General features: G+C 70.4%; 11 protein-coding genes. 5 read left to right on the top strand and 6 right to left on the bottom strand.

The genetic code is table 11. The annotated features are described in order from the left end of the window. Positions 1–159 precede the first annotated feature (159 nt). From tldD to rng, 3 genes are all read right to left on the bottom strand, one after another. Positions 160–1,602: a metalloprotease TldD gene (gene tldD / locus ACTHK2_RS08920; RefSeq protein WP_440245353.1), complete on the bottom strand. Its 1,443-nt coding sequence runs from the start codon at positions 1,600–1,602 to the stop codon at positions 160–162. Between the two features lie 116 nt (positions 1,603–1,718). Then, the gene (locus ACTHK2_RS08925) at positions 1,719–5,612 is read right to left on the bottom strand and encodes a YhdP family protein (protein WP_440245381.1); all 3,894 of its coding nucleotides are present in this window, start codon (positions 5,610–5,612) and stop codon (positions 1,719–1,721) included. Positions 5,613–5,639: 27 nt separating this feature from the next. Then, on the bottom strand, positions 5,640–7,154 hold the full coding sequence (rng, locus tag ACTHK2_RS08930) for a ribonuclease G (protein ID WP_440245354.1): 1,515 nt from the start codon (positions 7,152–7,154) through the stop codon (positions 5,640–5,642). A 218-nt stretch (positions 7,155–7,372) separates the two neighbouring features. Between rng and ACTHK2_RS08935 the strand changes: the two genes are divergently transcribed. The 5 genes from ACTHK2_RS08935 (at position 7,373) to ACTHK2_RS08955 (ending at position 15,035) form a co-directional block, all read left to right on the top strand. Further along, entirely contained in the window at positions 7,373–9,712 is a 2,340-nt protein-coding gene (locus ACTHK2_RS08935) for a winged helix-turn-helix domain-containing protein (RefSeq protein ID WP_440245355.1), read from the top strand. 138 nt (positions 9,713–9,850) lie between these two features. After that, positions 9,851–11,659 (top strand): winged helix-turn-helix domain-containing protein, encoded by a 1,809-nt coding sequence (locus ACTHK2_RS08940; RefSeq protein WP_440245356.1) that lies wholly within the window; start codon positions 9,851–9,853, stop codon positions 11,657–11,659. Positions 11,660–11,764: 105 nt separating this feature from the next. After that, the gene (locus tag ACTHK2_RS08945; protein ID WP_440245357.1) at positions 11,765–12,838 is read left to right on the top strand and encodes a hypothetical protein; all 1,074 of its coding nucleotides are present in this window, start codon (positions 11,765–11,767) and stop codon (positions 12,836–12,838) included. A 42-nt stretch (positions 12,839–12,880) separates the two neighbouring features. Further along, the gene (locus tag ACTHK2_RS08950) at positions 12,881–13,297 is read left to right on the top strand and encodes a globin domain-containing protein (protein WP_440245358.1); all 417 of its coding nucleotides are present in this window, start codon (positions 12,881–12,883) and stop codon (positions 13,295–13,297) included. Between the two features lie 151 nt (positions 13,298–13,448). Beyond that, positions 13,449–15,035, top strand: coding sequence for a choice-of-anchor Q domain-containing protein (locus ACTHK2_RS08955; RefSeq protein WP_440245359.1), 1,587 nt, complete (start codon positions 13,449–13,451; stop codon positions 15,033–15,035). A gap of 61 nt (positions 15,036–15,096) precedes the next feature. Here ACTHK2_RS08955 and ACTHK2_RS08960 read toward each other — a convergent pair whose 3' ends face one another. The 3 genes from ACTHK2_RS08960 to ACTHK2_RS08970 all read right to left on the bottom strand — a co-directional run bounded on the left by ACTHK2_RS08960 (position 15,097) and on the right by ACTHK2_RS08970 (position 16,270). After that, positions 15,097–15,672 (bottom strand): Maf family protein, encoded by a 576-nt coding sequence (locus ACTHK2_RS08960; protein ID WP_440245360.1) that lies wholly within the window; start codon positions 15,670–15,672, stop codon positions 15,097–15,099. A gap of 101 nt (positions 15,673–15,773) precedes the next feature. Continuing rightward, positions 15,774–15,938 (bottom strand): hypothetical protein, encoded by a 165-nt coding sequence (locus ACTHK2_RS08965; RefSeq protein ID WP_440245361.1) that lies wholly within the window; start codon positions 15,936–15,938, stop codon positions 15,774–15,776. 152 nt (positions 15,939–16,090) lie between these two features. Continuing rightward, the gene (locus ACTHK2_RS08970) at positions 16,091–16,270 is read right to left on the bottom strand and encodes a hypothetical protein (RefSeq protein ID WP_440245362.1); all 180 of its coding nucleotides are present in this window, start codon (positions 16,268–16,270) and stop codon (positions 16,091–16,093) included. Positions 16,271–16,276: the final 6 nt, after the last annotated feature.

Below are 16,276 nucleotides of genomic sequence, written 5' to 3' on the forward strand. Positions count from 1 at the left end.
GGTCGTGATGCGCGGCTCGCGCGTCGCGTAGGCATGGCCACCCGGGGCGAATTCACGCGCGAGGCACGACGGCGCTCGTGCGCAGCGGCTTCGTCACCGCGCACGCGATACGCGAGCCGCTCGACGCCGCGAGGGCCGCACGCGGCGACCGCGTGAGCTTCACGCCGCGGTGCCTCCGACCGTCATGCCGTCGATCTTCAACGTCGGCTGGCCGACGCCGACCGGCACGCTCTGCCCGTCCTTGCCGCAGACGCCGACGCCTTCGTCGAGCTTGAGGTCGTTGCCGATCATCGACACGCGCTTGAGCACGTCGGCGCCCGAACCGATCAGCGTCGCGCCCTTCACCGGGCGCGTGACCTTGCCGTCCTCGATCAGATACGCCTCGCTCGCCGAGAAGGTGAACTTGCCGTTGGTGATGTCGACCTGGCCGCCGCCGAAATTGACCGCGTACAGGCCACGCTTGACCGACGCGATGATCTCGCCGGGGTCGCGCTCGCCCGGCAGCATGTAGGTGTTGGTCATGCGCGGCATCGGCAGGTGCGCGAACGATTCGCGCCGGCCGTTGCCGGTGGAGCGCTGGCCCATCAGGCGCGCATTGAGCTTGTCCTGCATGTAGCCCTTCATCACGCCGTTCTCGACCAGCACCGTGCAGCTCGTCGGCGTGCCTTCGTCGTCGATGCTGAGCGAACCGCGCCGCGCGGCGAGCGTGCCGTCGTCGACCACGGTGACGCCGTCCGCCGCGACCTTCTCGCCGAGCATGCCGGCGAACGCGGAAGTTTCCTTGCGGTTGAAGTCGCCCTCGAAACCGTGCCCGATCGCCTCGTGCAGGAGCACGCCGGGCCAGCCGGGGCCGAGCACGACCGGCATGTTGCCGGCGGGTGCCGGTACCGCGTCGAGATTGACCAGCGCCGTGCGCACGGCCTCGCGCGCGAATGCGTGCGCGCGGCCGTTCTCGAGCAGTTCGGGGAAGGTGTAGCGGCCGCCGCCACCGCTGCTGCCCGACTCGCGCCGGCCGTTCGCCTCGGCGATGACCTGCACGTTCATGCGCACGAGCGGTCGCACGTCGGCGGCGAGCGTGCCGTCCGAATGCGCGATGAGCACGGTGTCGACGGCGGCAGCGAGGCTCACGATGACCTGCTTCACGCGCGGATCGGCGGCCCGGCAGGCCGCGTCGACTTCGCGCAGCACGGCGATCTTCGCTTCATTCGTGAGGCTGTCGATCGGATCGACCGGCGCATACAGCGCACGCGCGCTCGCGATCGCGAGCGGCTTGCCGACGCCGTTCGCACCGGCGCGGGCGATCGCGCGCGCCGAGCCCGCAGCTTCGACCAGCGCCGGCAGCACGATCTCGTCGGAGTACGCGAAACCGGCCTTTTCGCCCGAGAGCGCGCGCACGCCGACACCCTGCTCGATCGAATGCGAGCCGTCCTTGACGATGCCGTCCTCGAGCACCCAGGACTCCGAACGCGAATGCTGGAAATACAGGTCGGCCGCGTCGATCGCCGGTCCCATGAGGCGGGCGAACACGCCGTCGAGGTCACGGGTGGCGAGCCCGCCCGGGCTCAGCAGTTGGCGTTCGGCAAGGGCGATGAGATCGGACATGAAGGGAGCCAGGCCAGGAAAACGGTTGGATCATGGCGCACGCAGCGCGCGAGACCAACCGGGAAGATGGGGCCGCGCATGCTGGACCACAACCTGGTCCATTGCAACGCAGGACGTCAGGGCCGGCTGCCGCCGTCGTCGCCGAGCGGCGACACCTGCCAGGGCGGCGCGAGCTCTTCGGGCAGCACGGGCTCCGCCGCAGGCTCCGTCGCCGGCGCCGCATCCGCGCCCCTGCCCACCCTGGCTCGCGAGAGCAAGGTGATGTGCGGCTTGTCCCACGATCCGGACACCTTGTAGCGGCGTGCGACCGCCTTGCCGATCGGCTTGTTGAAGATGCCCTGCATGACCAGGCCCGCCGCCGCACCGACCGGACCCGCGGCGATCGCGCCGACGATCGGCAAGGTCGCGCCGGCGCGCGCACGCACGTCCATGAGCTGGTCGTAGTCCTTCGTGCGCAGCCCCGTGCGGCCGCTGACGATGATCTCCGCGGCCGGACTGTCGATGCGCAGCCCGTCCGTGTAGGCATTGCCGCCGGCGAGGCGGAACGTACCCGTGATCGAATTGAAGCCGAGACCGGACCGGAAGAAATCGCTGAAATCGAGACTCAGGCGCCGCGGGATCTCGGTCAGCGAGAAGAGGCCGAAGATGCGCCCCGCTCCGGGGTCGACGTCGAGGATGCGACCTTCGGCGACGTCGATCGCGAGCGTGCCGTCGAGCTTGGGCAGCGCGAACGCGGACGGCGGGCCGAACCAGCTCGCGTCGATCGTGGCCTTCGTGCTGCCGCCGTCGATGAGCCCGGCGAAGCCGAGCGCATCCATCATGCGGCCCAGGTTCTGCGCGCTGAGCTGGATCGACATGCGCGAGCGGTTCTCGATCGCGCCGCCGGTCCAGTCGCCGCTGCCGATCATCGACACGTTCGGCGAATGCGATTCGAGCGTGTCGATCTGCATGCCGCCCGCGATCGGATGGCTGTCGAACTGCGCGCTGCCGAAGCTCGCGTTGCCGAGCTGGAAATCTTCCACGCGCAGGTGCAGCGGCGGCAGCGAACCCGGCGCGACGTCGGCGAGTGCGCCGGCGTCGGGTGCGTCGGCCGGTGCTTCCGGCCAGTGCACGCGCGCGAACCTCGCGGTGATTCCGCGCGTGGCGAGGTCGCCGCGCGGCACTTCGAGCGTGCCGGCGAGCGCGGCGCCGTCGATGCGGATCGTGGTCTTCGCGAGCGTGTTCTCGATCGCGAGGCCGGTGTCGTCGAACTCGCGCCCGCCGAACACGAAGTCGTCGGCGCGCAGGTCCAGCGAGTCGACGAGCGCTGGACCGCCGCTGCCGCTCTCGACGAGGTCGAGCCAGGCGCCCGCGTCGAGGCGCGCGACGCGCCCCCCGATCGCGATGCCCTGCGCCGGCGGCGCGCCGACCACGCCTGCGCCGAATTGGATGCGCGCACCGAAGGCGCGGCCGCTGCCGGGCGCGCGGCCGCGCATGCCTGCGATCGTCCCCAGCCGCGCACTGAATTCCTGCCCGGCATACGGCAGTCCGAGATCGAGGTGGAACGGCGTGCTCGCGTCTGCCGCCTTCGCGAGCGGCGGCGGCAAGGCGATCGCGGTGCCGACGAGGTCGCTGTCGAGCGCGAGTACCGCGCGCGCGTTGCCGTCGACCGCGTGATCGACGCCGACCCGCGCGGTCCACGCCGACTCGCCCTGCACGCTGCCGAGCATCGGCAGCAGCACGGGCACGTCGGCGAATACGCTCGTGACCGGCCAGCTGCCGGCGACGCTCGCTTCGAACACATGGCGTGGATCGACGACGTAACCGCCGATCGCGACGGTCAATTTCGCCTTGCGTTCGCGGAACGTCGCGTCGAGCGCGTCGGCGAGGAAGCCCTTCTGGTTGAAGCGCAGCACGCCGTTCGCGTCGTTGAAGTGCAGGTCATACGCCTCGTGGTCGATGCGCGCGCCGGCGAGATCGACCTTGCCGTCGAGCACGAGCGCTCCGGCCTCCTTGATCGGCAGCTTCATCGTGAAGCCGACTACGCCACGGCCGCCGATCGCGATGTCCTTGAGTTGCTCCTGGTAGGTCTTGCCGATCGGCGTCGCGCGCAGGAACGCGAGCAGGTTCGGTCCGGTGCCTTCGCCCTTCGCCGACAGGTCGAGCACGAGCGGGCCGAAGTCCTCGATCGTCGCACTCGCCGCGCTCACCTTGTTCCCCATTGCAGTGACGGCATCCGCTTCGACGTTCATGCCGTCGTTGATGAAGGTCGCGATGCCGTGAATGTGTTCGGCCGGCGGCCAATCCTCGTGATAGTCGAGCGTCGCGTCATTCACGATGCCCACCGCAACGAAGCGCCCGGCGCGATTGTGGAACGGCCAGTCGGCGAGATCGCCGTGGATCGCGACGCGGCCTTCGTCGATGCGACCCCCGACCAGAGCGCGGTCGAGCCAGGCGACCGCGTTCGGCGGCATCGTGTTGGTCGGCCAGAACAGCTTCGCCGCGACGACGTCGCCGTGCGTGGCGATCGCGTACAGGTCGAGGCTCGGCCGGCGTCCCGCGGCGACGTCGACGCTGCCGCGCAGTTCGCCACCGAAGCCCTCGCCTTCGAAGCCGATGCGATCGGTTTCGATGCGCCAGCCGTCCTCGCTGCGGCGCGCGACCAGGTCGCCGCCGAAGCGGGAGAACGCGAACGGCTTCCGGAACACGCGCGGCAGGTTCACGCGCAACGCCTGTTCCGGCAGTTGTGCGAGCAATGCGCTTTCGTCGCCGACCACGTCGACGTCGAGGCCTTCGATGCCCGGTATCGCGCCGGCGCTCGCAGCCTCGCCGCCACGCAGGTTCGCGCTTACCGCATACGCGTCGCCACGAAGATCCACCTGCGCCTGCCCGAGCAGGCCGCGCGGATGCGCGAGGTAGAGCCAGCGCCGCAGCTCGCCCGGCGTGCGCGCGGGCAGCATCGCGAGGTTGGCGAGCGGCTCGAGCGCGAGCGCGCTCGCGGCCGCGCGCCAATGCGTCGTGGCGCCATCGCCGCGACGCTCGAGGGTGAAGCGCGCGGGTTTGGCGTCGGCGGCGGCCACGAAGTCGGCGATGTCGAGCGTCCAGCCGTCCGCGTCGCGCATCCAGCGCGCGACCAGCGCGAGGCGGTCGAACGAGGCGCGCGGTTCGATCAACGCGCCGTCGCCGATCGCGACCGGCTCGTTCGCGGCGAACTGCGCGTCCTTGAGGTCGATGCGCGAGCGCGCGTCCTCGATGCGCCCCGCAGCGACGTGCAACCAGAACTGCACCGCGCCGTGCCCCGCGAGCGGGCGCACGCCCGTGGACGAGGCGCTCGCGCCGAACGCGGCCAGGTCGAGGTCGCGCCCGCCGACGTAGATCTCACCCGAACGCTCGGCCGGATCGAGGTCGGCGACGAGTTCGAGCGGCGGCGTTTCACTGCCCGCGTCGCGCACGCGACCCAGCACGCGCATGACCGAGCCGCGATTGAGCACGCGCAGGATCGGTGCGTCGAACTGCAGGTGCAGGTCGCGCCCGGTATCGTCGATGGCGAGTTTGAGGCGCGTGATCTCGAGTGCACCGAGTGCGCCCATCGAAACGGGCTCGTCGCGCGGCGACGAGGCGCCGAGATCGAAATCGCGCAGCCTCCATTCGCCGTCGGCGTGCACGAGCCGCAGTTCGACGTCGGCGAGCCGGAACTCGCTGAATGCCTTGTTGCGCTGCACGGCGGCGAGCAGGTCGAAGGCGAGTTCCGCGTGCGGGATCAGCAGCGGCGCGCTGCCCGCGCTGCCGGCGATGCGCACGTCGTCGAGCGAGAGCAGTGGTCCGCCACCGACCCAGCGCCCGTCGAGGCGCCCGATCGTGACGGCGCGGTCGAGCCGGTCCGACAGCCAGCGCTCGACCTGCTGCGGATGCTGGGTAAGCCATGGCATCGCCAGCTGCGTGATGCCGGCCAAAACGCCGAGCAGGATCACGCACGTCGCCGCCGCCGCCAGCAGCGCGAACCGCAGCCGGCGCAGGCACACCCGCAGCATGGTGGTCACCCGACCCCCGCCGCGGTGCTAGAGCAGCACGACATCGTACTGCTCCTGCGAATAGTGCTCTTCCGGTTGGAAACGTATCGTCTTGCCGATGAATTCCTCGAGTTCGGCGACCGCGACCGACTCTTCCTCGAGGATGCGGTTGACCACCCTCGGTGCGGCCAGCACGAGCAGTTGCTGCGCCTCGAACTGGCGCACCGCGCGGGTGATCTCGCGGAAGATCTCGTAGGTGATCGTCTCGGCGGTCTTCACGCTGCCGCGCCCGCTGCACGCCGGGCATGGCTCGCACAGCTGCCGTTCGAGGCTCTCGGTGGTGCGCTTGCGCGTCATCTCGACCAGGCCGAGCGGCGACATGTCGTACACGGTCGCCTTCGCATGATCGCGCGCCATCGACTTCTGCAACTGGCGCAGCACCTGGCGCTGGTGCTCCTCGTCGGTCATGTCGATGAAGTCGATGATGATGATGCCGCCGAGGTTGCGCAGGCGCAGCTGCCGCGCCGCGGCCTGCGCGGCCTCGAGGTTGGTGCGGAACACCGTCTCCTCGAGGTTGCGCGAGCCGAGGAAGCCGCCCGTGTTGACGTCGATGGTCGTCATCGCCTCGGTCTGGTCGACGATCAGGTAGCCGCCGGACTTCAGCGGCACATCCTTCTTCAGCGCGTTCTGGATCTCGTCCTCGACCCCGTACAGGTCGAAGATCGGCCGCTCACCGGGGTAATGCTCCACCCGCTCGGCCAACTCGGGCATGAACTGCGATACGAAGCGCTGCGCGCGTTCGAGCGTCTCGCGCGAATCGATGCGCACCTTCTCGATCGACGGCCGCATGAGGTCGCGCAGCGCGCGCAGCGGCAGGCTGAGGTCTTCGTAAATGCGCTCGCCGACGCGCGCGCGCGCCATCTGTTCCTGGATGTTCGCCCACAGCTTGCCGAGGTAATCGATGTCCTCGGCGAGCGCTTCGCGCGACTGGCCTTCGGCATTCGTGCGCACGATGTAGCCGAGCCTCGGCGCGAGGGTCGTCGCGGTCGCGGGTGCGGCGGGTTCCAGCCCGATCGTCGCCGCGAGCAGATCCTTGAGCCGCTGGCGCTCCACCTCGTCCTCGATGCGCACCGAAACGCCGAGCACCTTGCTGTACGGCAGCAGCACGAGATAGCGCGAGGGGATCGACAGGTGCGTCGTCAGGCGCGCGCCCTTCGTGCCGATCGGATCCTTGACCACCTGCACGACGATGTCCTGGCCGTCGCGCACGAGTTCGGTGATCGGCGGCGCCGGCGCGGCCGCGGCCTCGCCGTTCTCGCCGGTCAGGGTCGCGTGCGGTCGCACGATGTCCGAGGCGTGCAGGAACGCCGCGCGATCGAGGCCGATCTCGACGAAGGCAGCCTGCATGCCGGGCATGACCCGGCTGACCTTGCCTTTGTAGATGTTGCCGACATAGCCGCGCCGGCTCGCCCGCTCGACGTGGACCTCCTGCAGCATGCCGTTCTCGACCAGGGCGACGCGCGTTTCACGCGGGGTCACGTTGATCAGGATTTCTTCGGACATGTAAGGACTTGGAGGAGGAAATTGAAGCAACTTATAGCTTCACGGCGGGCTTCTTGTCGAATGCGCCGTTCGCATCTCGACCGATGTTTGCAAAGCTACCTTTCGGCGCGCCGTCAACGCCCGGCGAAATCGGCCACCCGGCGTCCGCGGCGACGGCCCTGCCCCACGCGTCCATGTAGACTTGCGCCGCATTCCGCCCTCCGATCCTGGTTGCACGTTTGCGTTACCTGACCGGCGACACCCTGATCGACCTCGACGCGCGCGAGATCCGCCGCGACGGTGCGCCGGTGGAAGTCGAGGCGAAGGTGTTCGACCTGATCGCGCTGTTGCTGCGCGAGCGCGGCCGCGCCCTCGACAAGCGCGAACTCATCGAGGCGCTGTGGGGCGATCGCCCGGTCACCGACGCGGCGCTGTCGCAGCAGTTGCGCAAGGCGCGGCGCGCGCTCGGCGATGACGGCGATGCGCAGCGCGTGATCCGCACGGTGCATGGGCGCGGCCTGCGCTGGGTCGGCGACGTGATCGAACTCGCCGACACGGAGCCCGCCGTCCTGCCGGTCGCCGTCGCGCCGGCCGAACCGCTGGCGCGGACGGTCGAGCCTGCCGCACGCGGACTGCATCCGCGACGCCTCGCCTGGGTCGCCCTGTCCGTTTGCGTGCTCCTGCTGGCCGGCGTCCTCGGTTACCGCGCCTTTGCGCCCCATGCGGACGCGCCTTCCGCTACAGCGACGCGCATCGCGATCCTGCCGATCGAGGATCGCAGCGGCGACGACGGGCTTGCGTGGACGCGCAGCGGCCTCATGGGCCTCATGGCCGGCCTGTTCGGCGAGGACGGGCGCGTCGACGTGGTGCCGGCGAAGGACGTGCTCGCCAGCGACAAGGCCGCGCGCGCGCTCGATGCCGAGGGCGTTGCCGCGCTGCGTGCGGCATTCGGTGCGACCCACCTCGTCGCGACGCGCCTGCGCCGCGTCGGCTCGCTGTACGAACTGGACGTGCGCCTGGTCGGCGCGGGCGCGGCTGATCGCAGCGAAACCCTGCATGGCAGCGCGCCTGCCCCGCTCGCGGTCGACGCGGTCGCGCAGGTGCGCCGCTGGCTCGGCCTCGCCGCGTTGCCGGACGTGCGCCACAAGGGCATCGGAAGCGCATTCCTCGCCGAAGCCTATGCGCGCGGCCTCGACGCGCAGCTGCACGGCGACACCGCGGGCGCACGCAAGTATTTCGAGATCTGCCTCGACCAGGATCCGGCTCTCGCCTGGCCGCGCCTCGGCCTCGCGATCGCGCAGGGCGCGGCGGGCGACGCGCAGGCGAGCGCCGACAACGCCGCGAAGGTCGCCGCTGCCGCGCGCGAGCAGGGCGACGAGGAACTGCTGGTCGCGGCCGAACGCCAGCTCGGCTCGATCGCGTTCCGCCGCGGCGACCTCGACGGCGCGGCGCGCCACCTGCAGGCCGCGCTCGCCGACGTCTCCGCGAGCCGACCGTTCGTACTCACCGACCTGCTCGTCGCGCAGGCGTCGGTCGAGGACGAGCGCGGCCACTTCGACGAGGCGCGGGCGCTGTTCGAACGCGCGCTCGCACTCGCGCGCAGCACCGGCAACCGGCGCGGCGAAGCGCTCGTGCTGGTCAACCTCGCCACGGTCGACAACGGTGCCGGCGATGCGGCCGCGGCAGGCGCCAAGCTGCGTGAAGGGCTCGACGCCGCGCGCGCCGCCGGCGACGCCACGCTCGAAGGCCACACGCTCGCCAGCCTTGGCGCGACCGAGGCGAACCAGGGTCGCCTGCGCGATGCGGCGACACTGCTGCAGCAGGCGCTCGCACTCGCCCACCGGCGCGGCGACGTGCAGCTCGAGATGCTGGCGAGCCTGCAGCTGCTCGGCGTGCTCGCGCCGTTCGATCGCGACGCGGACATCGCGATCCTCGCCGAGCGCGTTCGCAGTGCCGCCGAGCGCCAGCGCAATCCGTACTGGCAGGCCGAACTCGACTGGGCGCTCGGCCTGCATGCGGCACGGCGCGGCGACATGGCGGCCGCCCTGCGCCACTATGCGACCGCACGCTCGACCTATGCCGAAGCCGGCATCACGCGCAGCCTCGCCCCGGTGCTCACCGACATCGTCGCCGCGGCCGCGGCGGGTGGTGACGCGAAGACCGCGCACGAAGCCGCCGACGCCTTCCGCGCGATCGCGCAAGCCGACGCGCGGTCGTGGGCGGCGTGGCTGCCGCTGCTCGATGCGCAGTTGCGGTTCGTCGACGGCGATGCCGCAGGCGCGCGGGATGATCTCGCCGCGCGCCTCGACCGCGCGCCCACGGCGAACGGCCCCGCAGCGCAGGCGAGCCTGTTCCAGGTCGGTCGCTGGCAGGTCGCCGCCGGTGCGCCCGACGACGTGTTGCTGCGCGACGCATGGAAACCCTGGCTCGAGCAGCAGCCCGAAGCGATCGCGTTGCGCGTACAGGCCCTGCGCAGCGCACGCCGCGACGACGAAGCCGATGCCGAGCAGGCGCGGCTCGACCGCCTGCAGCGCGCGCCGCAGCTCGCGGTGTCCGAGCTCGCCGCCGCGACGCCGTAGGCCGCGACGCGAAGGCTGGCGCGGTGACACGCGCGACCGCTACGCTATGCGCGACGATGTCGGCAGGATCGCCGACGACATCGGCCACGACCGGCCGCACGAGCGCTACGACGACCGATGGGCGCAGGAATCCCCGAGGTGGCTCCCTACCGATATTGCTTCGCCGACGTCGTGATCGAGCCGCACGGCCGTCGCGTGTTCGTCGGTGCGCGCGAGCGCGCGGTGTCGCGGCGTGCATTCGACCTGCTGCTCGCGCTGTGCGAGACCCCCGGCCGCGTGCTGTCGCGCGACGAACTCAGCGCGCGGCTGTGGCCGGGCGGACAAATCGTTTCCGACGAAGCGCTGACCCAGGCGATCTTTCGCGCGCGCGCCGTGCTCGGCACGCAGGGCGAGCGCATCGTCACCGTGCGCGGCGTCGGCATCCGCTTCGATGCGCAGGTGCAACGCGAGTCCACCGCGGCGATCGATGCGGCAGCGCCCACGATCACCCCCGGCATCGACGCGGGGACACCCCGCGTCGCGAACGGCCCGACACCGGCCACCGCTGCACCGGCCCCGGCGACGGTGAAGCCGGCGCGCGCGGTCCACCCACGGCGCGCACGCGGATTTGGCGCTGCGCTGGTCGCGCTCGCTGCGATCGTGCTCGCCTTCGTGCTGCGCGCCTGGGCGCCCGGCGACGGGGCGTGGATCGACGTGGGCTACGGCATCCGCGCCGCCGACGTGCACGCGGCTCACGCCGACAGTGCGCGCCTGCTCGGCGAGGCGCTGCGCCACGACAATGGCGGCGACCGCGCGCGTGCACGCGCACTCCTCGAAGCGCTCGACGACAGCGACGCACGCACGCCATGGCCGCCGCTACTGGTCGGCCTGTGGGCGGTCGGCGCCGGCGACGCCGCCGAGGCGGATCGATGGCTCGCGCGAGCACGCGCGCGGGCCTCGCCGTTGCGCGATGCCTATGTCAACGCGATGCTGCGTTATGCCGAGGCGGAACGCGACGGCGCAGCCGCCGACATCATCCGCTACGCCGGCGCCGTGCTGGACCTGCGTCCGCGTGCGTGGCGCATGCATCTCGCACGCGCGCATCTCAAGCATTACCAAGGTCTGCGCGAGGCGGCCCTCGCCGAGATCCGGCAGATCGACATCGATGCCCTCGGCAACCGCAAGCTCGAGGCCGCACTCGCCGATCGCGCCTCGTTCGGCGACATCGACGGCGCCCGGGCGGTGCTCGACCGGCTGCCGCGCACGACCGACGCGGCGGCATGGGAATACCTCGCCGGCCGCATCGCCTGGAGCCGCGGCGACCGGCGCGCGGCGCGCGACGCCTGGCGCCGCGCCGCGGACGAAGCGCAGAAGAACGGCCGCAGCGACATCGGCAATCGCGCCCGCGCGAACGCAGGCCTCGCCGCGATGCTCGACGGCGACGCGGCCGGCGCGATCGCCGGGTTCGAGCGCGCGCGTGTGGGCATGGTCGAGGCGGGCTGGGTCACCGACGAGTTCGACCTGTCCCTGCTCCTCGCCCAGTTGCAGGCGATGCAGGGCAACCGGGCCGTGGCGCGCAAGGAATTCGAGCACGCGATGACCGTCGGCCGGCGCAACGGCGACGGCACGATGGCGAGTCTCGCCACGCTGGTCGGCCTGCGCCTGTTCCCGGAGATCGCACCGGCCACGGTCGAGTCGACGCCCGCCGTGCAATCGCTCGCCGCCGCACGCACCGCGCTGCAACGCGGCGATCGTGCCGCCGCGCACGACGACCTCGAAGCCGCCTATCGGCGAGGCGTACTCGACCTCGCGTTCGCCGACGAAGCACGCCTGCTCGCCGCCGAGCTCGGCCAGCCGGTGCCGGCGGAAAAGCCGCTCGACCCGCCCTATCCGCCACTCGCCGTCGCCGGCGCGCGCCTCGCCATCGCCCGGCTGGTCGACGCAAGCGACGGTTCGGAAACGAAATAATGATCGCGTGAGCTGCGCGTCGCGTTGCGGTCAGGCGATCGTGGCGGCGAGGCCGGATGCTCCTCCCCGAACACGCCGCCACGGCGTCATTTCGAGGAAGACGCAATGCCCGTTGCCATCCGCCTGCTCCTGCGCGCTGCCCTGCTGGTGCTCGCTACCCTGCCCGCGCCAGGCCAGGCACTCACGGTCCGCTGCGTGCAGACGCCAGGGGCGCTCGTCAGCGCCGTCGACGATGCACTCGCATCCAGCGACTCGTTGTTCATGATCAAGCTGCGGCAGGGGCGATACGACCTCACCACCGCCCTGGACGACGTCCAGTGGTCCCGCGCCAACCAGGTCATCGAGATCTCGGGCGGATGGACCGGCCCGAACGGAACCTGCAGCAATCTCCAATTCGGATATGGCACCACGCTGCTCGCCGGGCCGCCGTCGACCAGGACGCTGTGGACCAACGTCAGTGGCGCCGGTTCGCTGCTGTACATCCACGACGTCAGCATCACCACGACGGGCCAGGTGCCAGGCAACGGCGCCTGCCTGTACGCCAACGTCGAGGCATCCGGCACGCTCCGCATCGAACGCGTGCGCTTCACCGGCTGCAGCGGCGGCGGCGACAGCTCCTCCGCGTCCGGCGAGATCAACAGCGCAGGCACGCTCTCGATCCGCGACGTGCTGATCGAGAACGGGCAGGCCCTGCGCAATGGCGGCATGAGCATCTACACCGCCGGGAACGGCATCACGCAGCTCGCGCACCTGACCGTTACCGGCAACCACTCGAGCCATCCCGACGCCAGCGCAAGCGGCCTCACGCTGATCAACGTCGCCAACGCCCGGGCCGAGCTCTCCAACAGCGTCCTCTGGGGCAACGACGCAAGCCGCCCGGACCTCTACTTGTCGGGCGGATTGCAGTGGCTCGCGCGCGTGCACACCGGTTCACGCGGCGGCATCGAACCTGCCGGCGACACCGTGCCGGGCAGCGGCGACCCGGGGTTCATGGCGGTCGGCGATCCGCACTTGCGCCCCGATTCCCTGCTCATCGACAGCGGCCTCGCGGATCCACCCGGCGGCAGCGGCAGCTTCGACGCCGAGGGGCGGCCACGCTTCGTCGGAGCCGGCGTCGACGTCGGCGCCTTCGAGGCGGCGCCGCTCTCCGACCTGATCTTCGCCGATGGATTCAACTGATCCTGCCGTGCACCACCACCACGTACCCGCGAGGCATGCGACATGACCGACGATCACATCCGACTCGTGCGCGGCACGTTCGCCCGCATCGGCAATGCGGACACGTTCGGCCGGCGCTTCTATGCGCAGCTGTTCCGCCTGCGCCCGGACGCGCGGTTGCTTTTTCCCGCCGATATCGATGCACAGGTGCGCAAGCTCGTCGACATGCTCGAATCGATCATGCGCCATCTCGACGATCCGGAACGGCTCGCGCATGAATTCGCCGAACTGGGTCGACGCCATGCCGGCTACGGCGTCGCCGAAGACGACTACGACGATGTCGGCGCCGCTTTGCTGAGCGCACTGCGCGAACACTTCGGCCCCGCCTTCACGCCAGCGGTCGAACACGCCTGGGGGGAGATCTACGGCACTCTGGCCGAGTCGATGATCGCGGCAGCCGGCGCGCGCGCGGCCGGTTGAGCATGCGCGCGCGATCGATCCCGATCCGCTCCCTCCACGTACAGGTTTCGCGCGAGTTGGCCGCAGTGCAGCCGCAAGGTCGCTGCGGCCGGCCGTCGCGGGTCGTGCCATCCACGCCGCCCTCTTCGGCGGCCGCTTCGAGGGTCATCCGATGTCCACGCGTTTCCTTCGCACCGCCGCCCTCCATCTCGTCGGTCTCGCCACGGCATTCGCGTTGCCCACCGCCGCCGTCGCCGCGACGCGATGCGTATCGAACGCCTACGAACTCGCCGCCGCGCTCGCGGACGTGCGCATGGCCGCCGACACGCTGTTCTTCATCCGCATTCGCAGTGGCGTCTACCCGTCGACGTCCCTGACCGGGCCGTTCGAACTGATCCAGACGCACGCCAACCAGATCGTCGATGTTTCCGGGGGCTGGAGCGGTGCCGACGGCAGCTGCACATCGCAGGACCACGACCCCGCAATGACCACGCTCATCGGCAGCACGAGCAAACCGGCATTGCGCGTGTACGCGGGAATACCGTCGTCGATGAATCCGGACGACGTTCCGTTCAACGCCAAGGTCAACGTGACCGGCCTGACGCTGAAGAACCCGAACTTCACCAAAGCCTATGCCGTGCATGCGAATCTGGACGACTTCCCGTTCGAGTACTGGGAACCGGAGAGCGCCTGCCTCGACGCGCTGGTCGGGCTGGAGACCAACGAGCTGCTGCTCGAGCGCCTCGACATCCGCGGCTGCCATGCGCCCAACAACGGCAACGCCGCAGGCACCCTGCGCAACATCGGTGCCACGCTCACCGTGCGCGACGTCTCGGCGCGCCAGTCGAGCGCGCTCGGCAATGCGGGGCTATTCGTTCACAGCGCACAGGGTGGCGTCACGCGCGTGTCGCAGGTCAGCGTCACCGGCATGGACACCAACGCGTCCTGCCAGCAGCCCGATGGTCCGGACACCCTGTTCTACCTCGACCTCGTCTCCGGCATCGAACTGCGCGCCACCGAGGGCGGTGTGGTGCACCTCGGCAACAGCGTGTCGTGGGGCAACAAGAAGTGCTCGACCACGGCCGAGCGCGACCTCCTGCTGATGATGGGCTCCTGGGACGACGGCGACCCGCATACGATCCACGACAACACCTGGGCCCCGGGCAGCGGCGGCGACGTCTGGCTCGATCATGTGCGCACGGGCGGGATGGAAACGTGGACGCCGATCCAGTCGCCGCACCTGTCCGGCGTGAGCTACGGCGATCCGGATTTCATTGCGCCGGGCAATCCGATGCCGCGCGTCGGCTCGCCGCTCATCGACGGCGGCATCGCGAATCCACAGGGTGGCAGCGGCAGTCGCGATGCGTCGGGTCGCGCACGCATCGTCGGCGGCCAGGTCGACATCGGCGCATACGAAGTCCAGGCGAACCAAGCACCCACCCTCGTGCTCGCGCCGCAGTACACGGTGGGCCCCGCAGCGCCCGCCGGTACGCTCGTGCTCACCGCTGCGGCGAGCGACGACGGCCTGCCCACCCCGCTCACGTACGGCCTGTCCAGCCAGTGCCCGGGCCTTTTCGCGATCGATGCCACCAGCGGCACGGTGCGCCTCGCGTTCGCCAACCCGCCGGCGGGCGGCGATTGCCTCACGACCGTCACGGCGAGCGATGGCGCCGTGTCGACCAGCGCGACGACGCTTGTCGTGCTGAAGGAGGTGCCGGGCGATTCCATCTTCGCCGACGGGTTCGACGCGACTCCGTGAGCGGATCGCACGCCGCCTGTGCGGCACGCGGACTGTCGATCGCCGGACGCCGCTGAAGCCGTCAGCCGCGTTCGAAACGGCGCAGCAACACCGAGGTCTCGTGCAACGGCAGCCCCATGACCGCCGAATGGCTGCCGACGAGGCGACCGATGTACGCGGCGGCATGCCCCTGGATCGCATAGGCGCCGGCCTTGCCGAACGCTTCACCGGTCGCGATGTAGTCGGCGATGTCGGCATCGGACATCGGCGCGAACTCCACCGTCGAAATGCTGAGCGCGTGCTCCTCGCGGCCCGCGCTCACGCACCACACCGCCGACAACACGCGATGACTGCGACCGGACAGGCGCCGCAGCATCGCCGCTGCGTCCATCGCATCGGCCGGCTTGCCGAACACATGGTCGTCGAGCACGACTTCGGTGTCCGCGCCGATCACGACCGCATCGTGCACCGCGGCGACCTGCAGCAGCCCCGCGCCGGCCTTCTCGCGGGCGACGCGGCTGACGTAGTCCTCGGGTGATTCATTCGGTTCGCGCCGTTCGGGCACGTCGACGTCGAGCACGTCGAAGGAGCGACCGATCTGGCGCAGCAGCTCGCGCCTGCGCGGCGACTGGGAGGCGAGGAAAAGATGGATCGGCATGCGTGTCCGGTCGCTCGGGGCCGTCGGCGACGGCGCGGCCGGACTATACCGGTTGCGGCAGCGATTGCGTCCGCGCGCCTGGCGCGGAAGCACGAACGCGTCTAGCCGACGATCGTTTCCGGATGGTCGCCCGCGTCGCGGCGCGGCTCTTCCTGTTGCAGGCTCTGGAACGCTTCGCGCTGCATGCGTTCGAGCGTCTTGACGAAATCGGGTGAACTCGCGTCGAGGTGATCGAGCCCGAGGCTATTGAGGATGTCGTAGCTCATGGAGTCCCCCTGAGACTCGCCGGAGTGTTTCGAAACAAGTTCAGCAAGATTCATGCCGCGGCCGGTGCGAGGCAATCGGCCGTGCGTGGGAAAAGGTGTACGCCGTACCTGACGCGCTGCGCGAGAATCTGACACTCAACGGGTCGGATCGCTCAGCGGATCGCGATGCGACGTTCAGGTTTGCAGTACGTGCTCGTGCACGCGCCGAGTCCCGGGATCGCCTTCGCGATGCAGTCGCCGTCCGCTCGCGTCGCGACCAGCGCGCCGAGCAGCGGAAACAACGCATGCAGACTGGCGAACGAGGCATGGCAGAAGTGGGCAAGGCGGGTCATGGCAGG

Origin of the sequence: Dokdonella sp., assembly GCF_051958935.1 — a bacterium.
Classification (GTDB): domain Bacteria; phylum Pseudomonadota; class Gammaproteobacteria; order Xanthomonadales; family Rhodanobacteraceae; genus Dokdonella_A.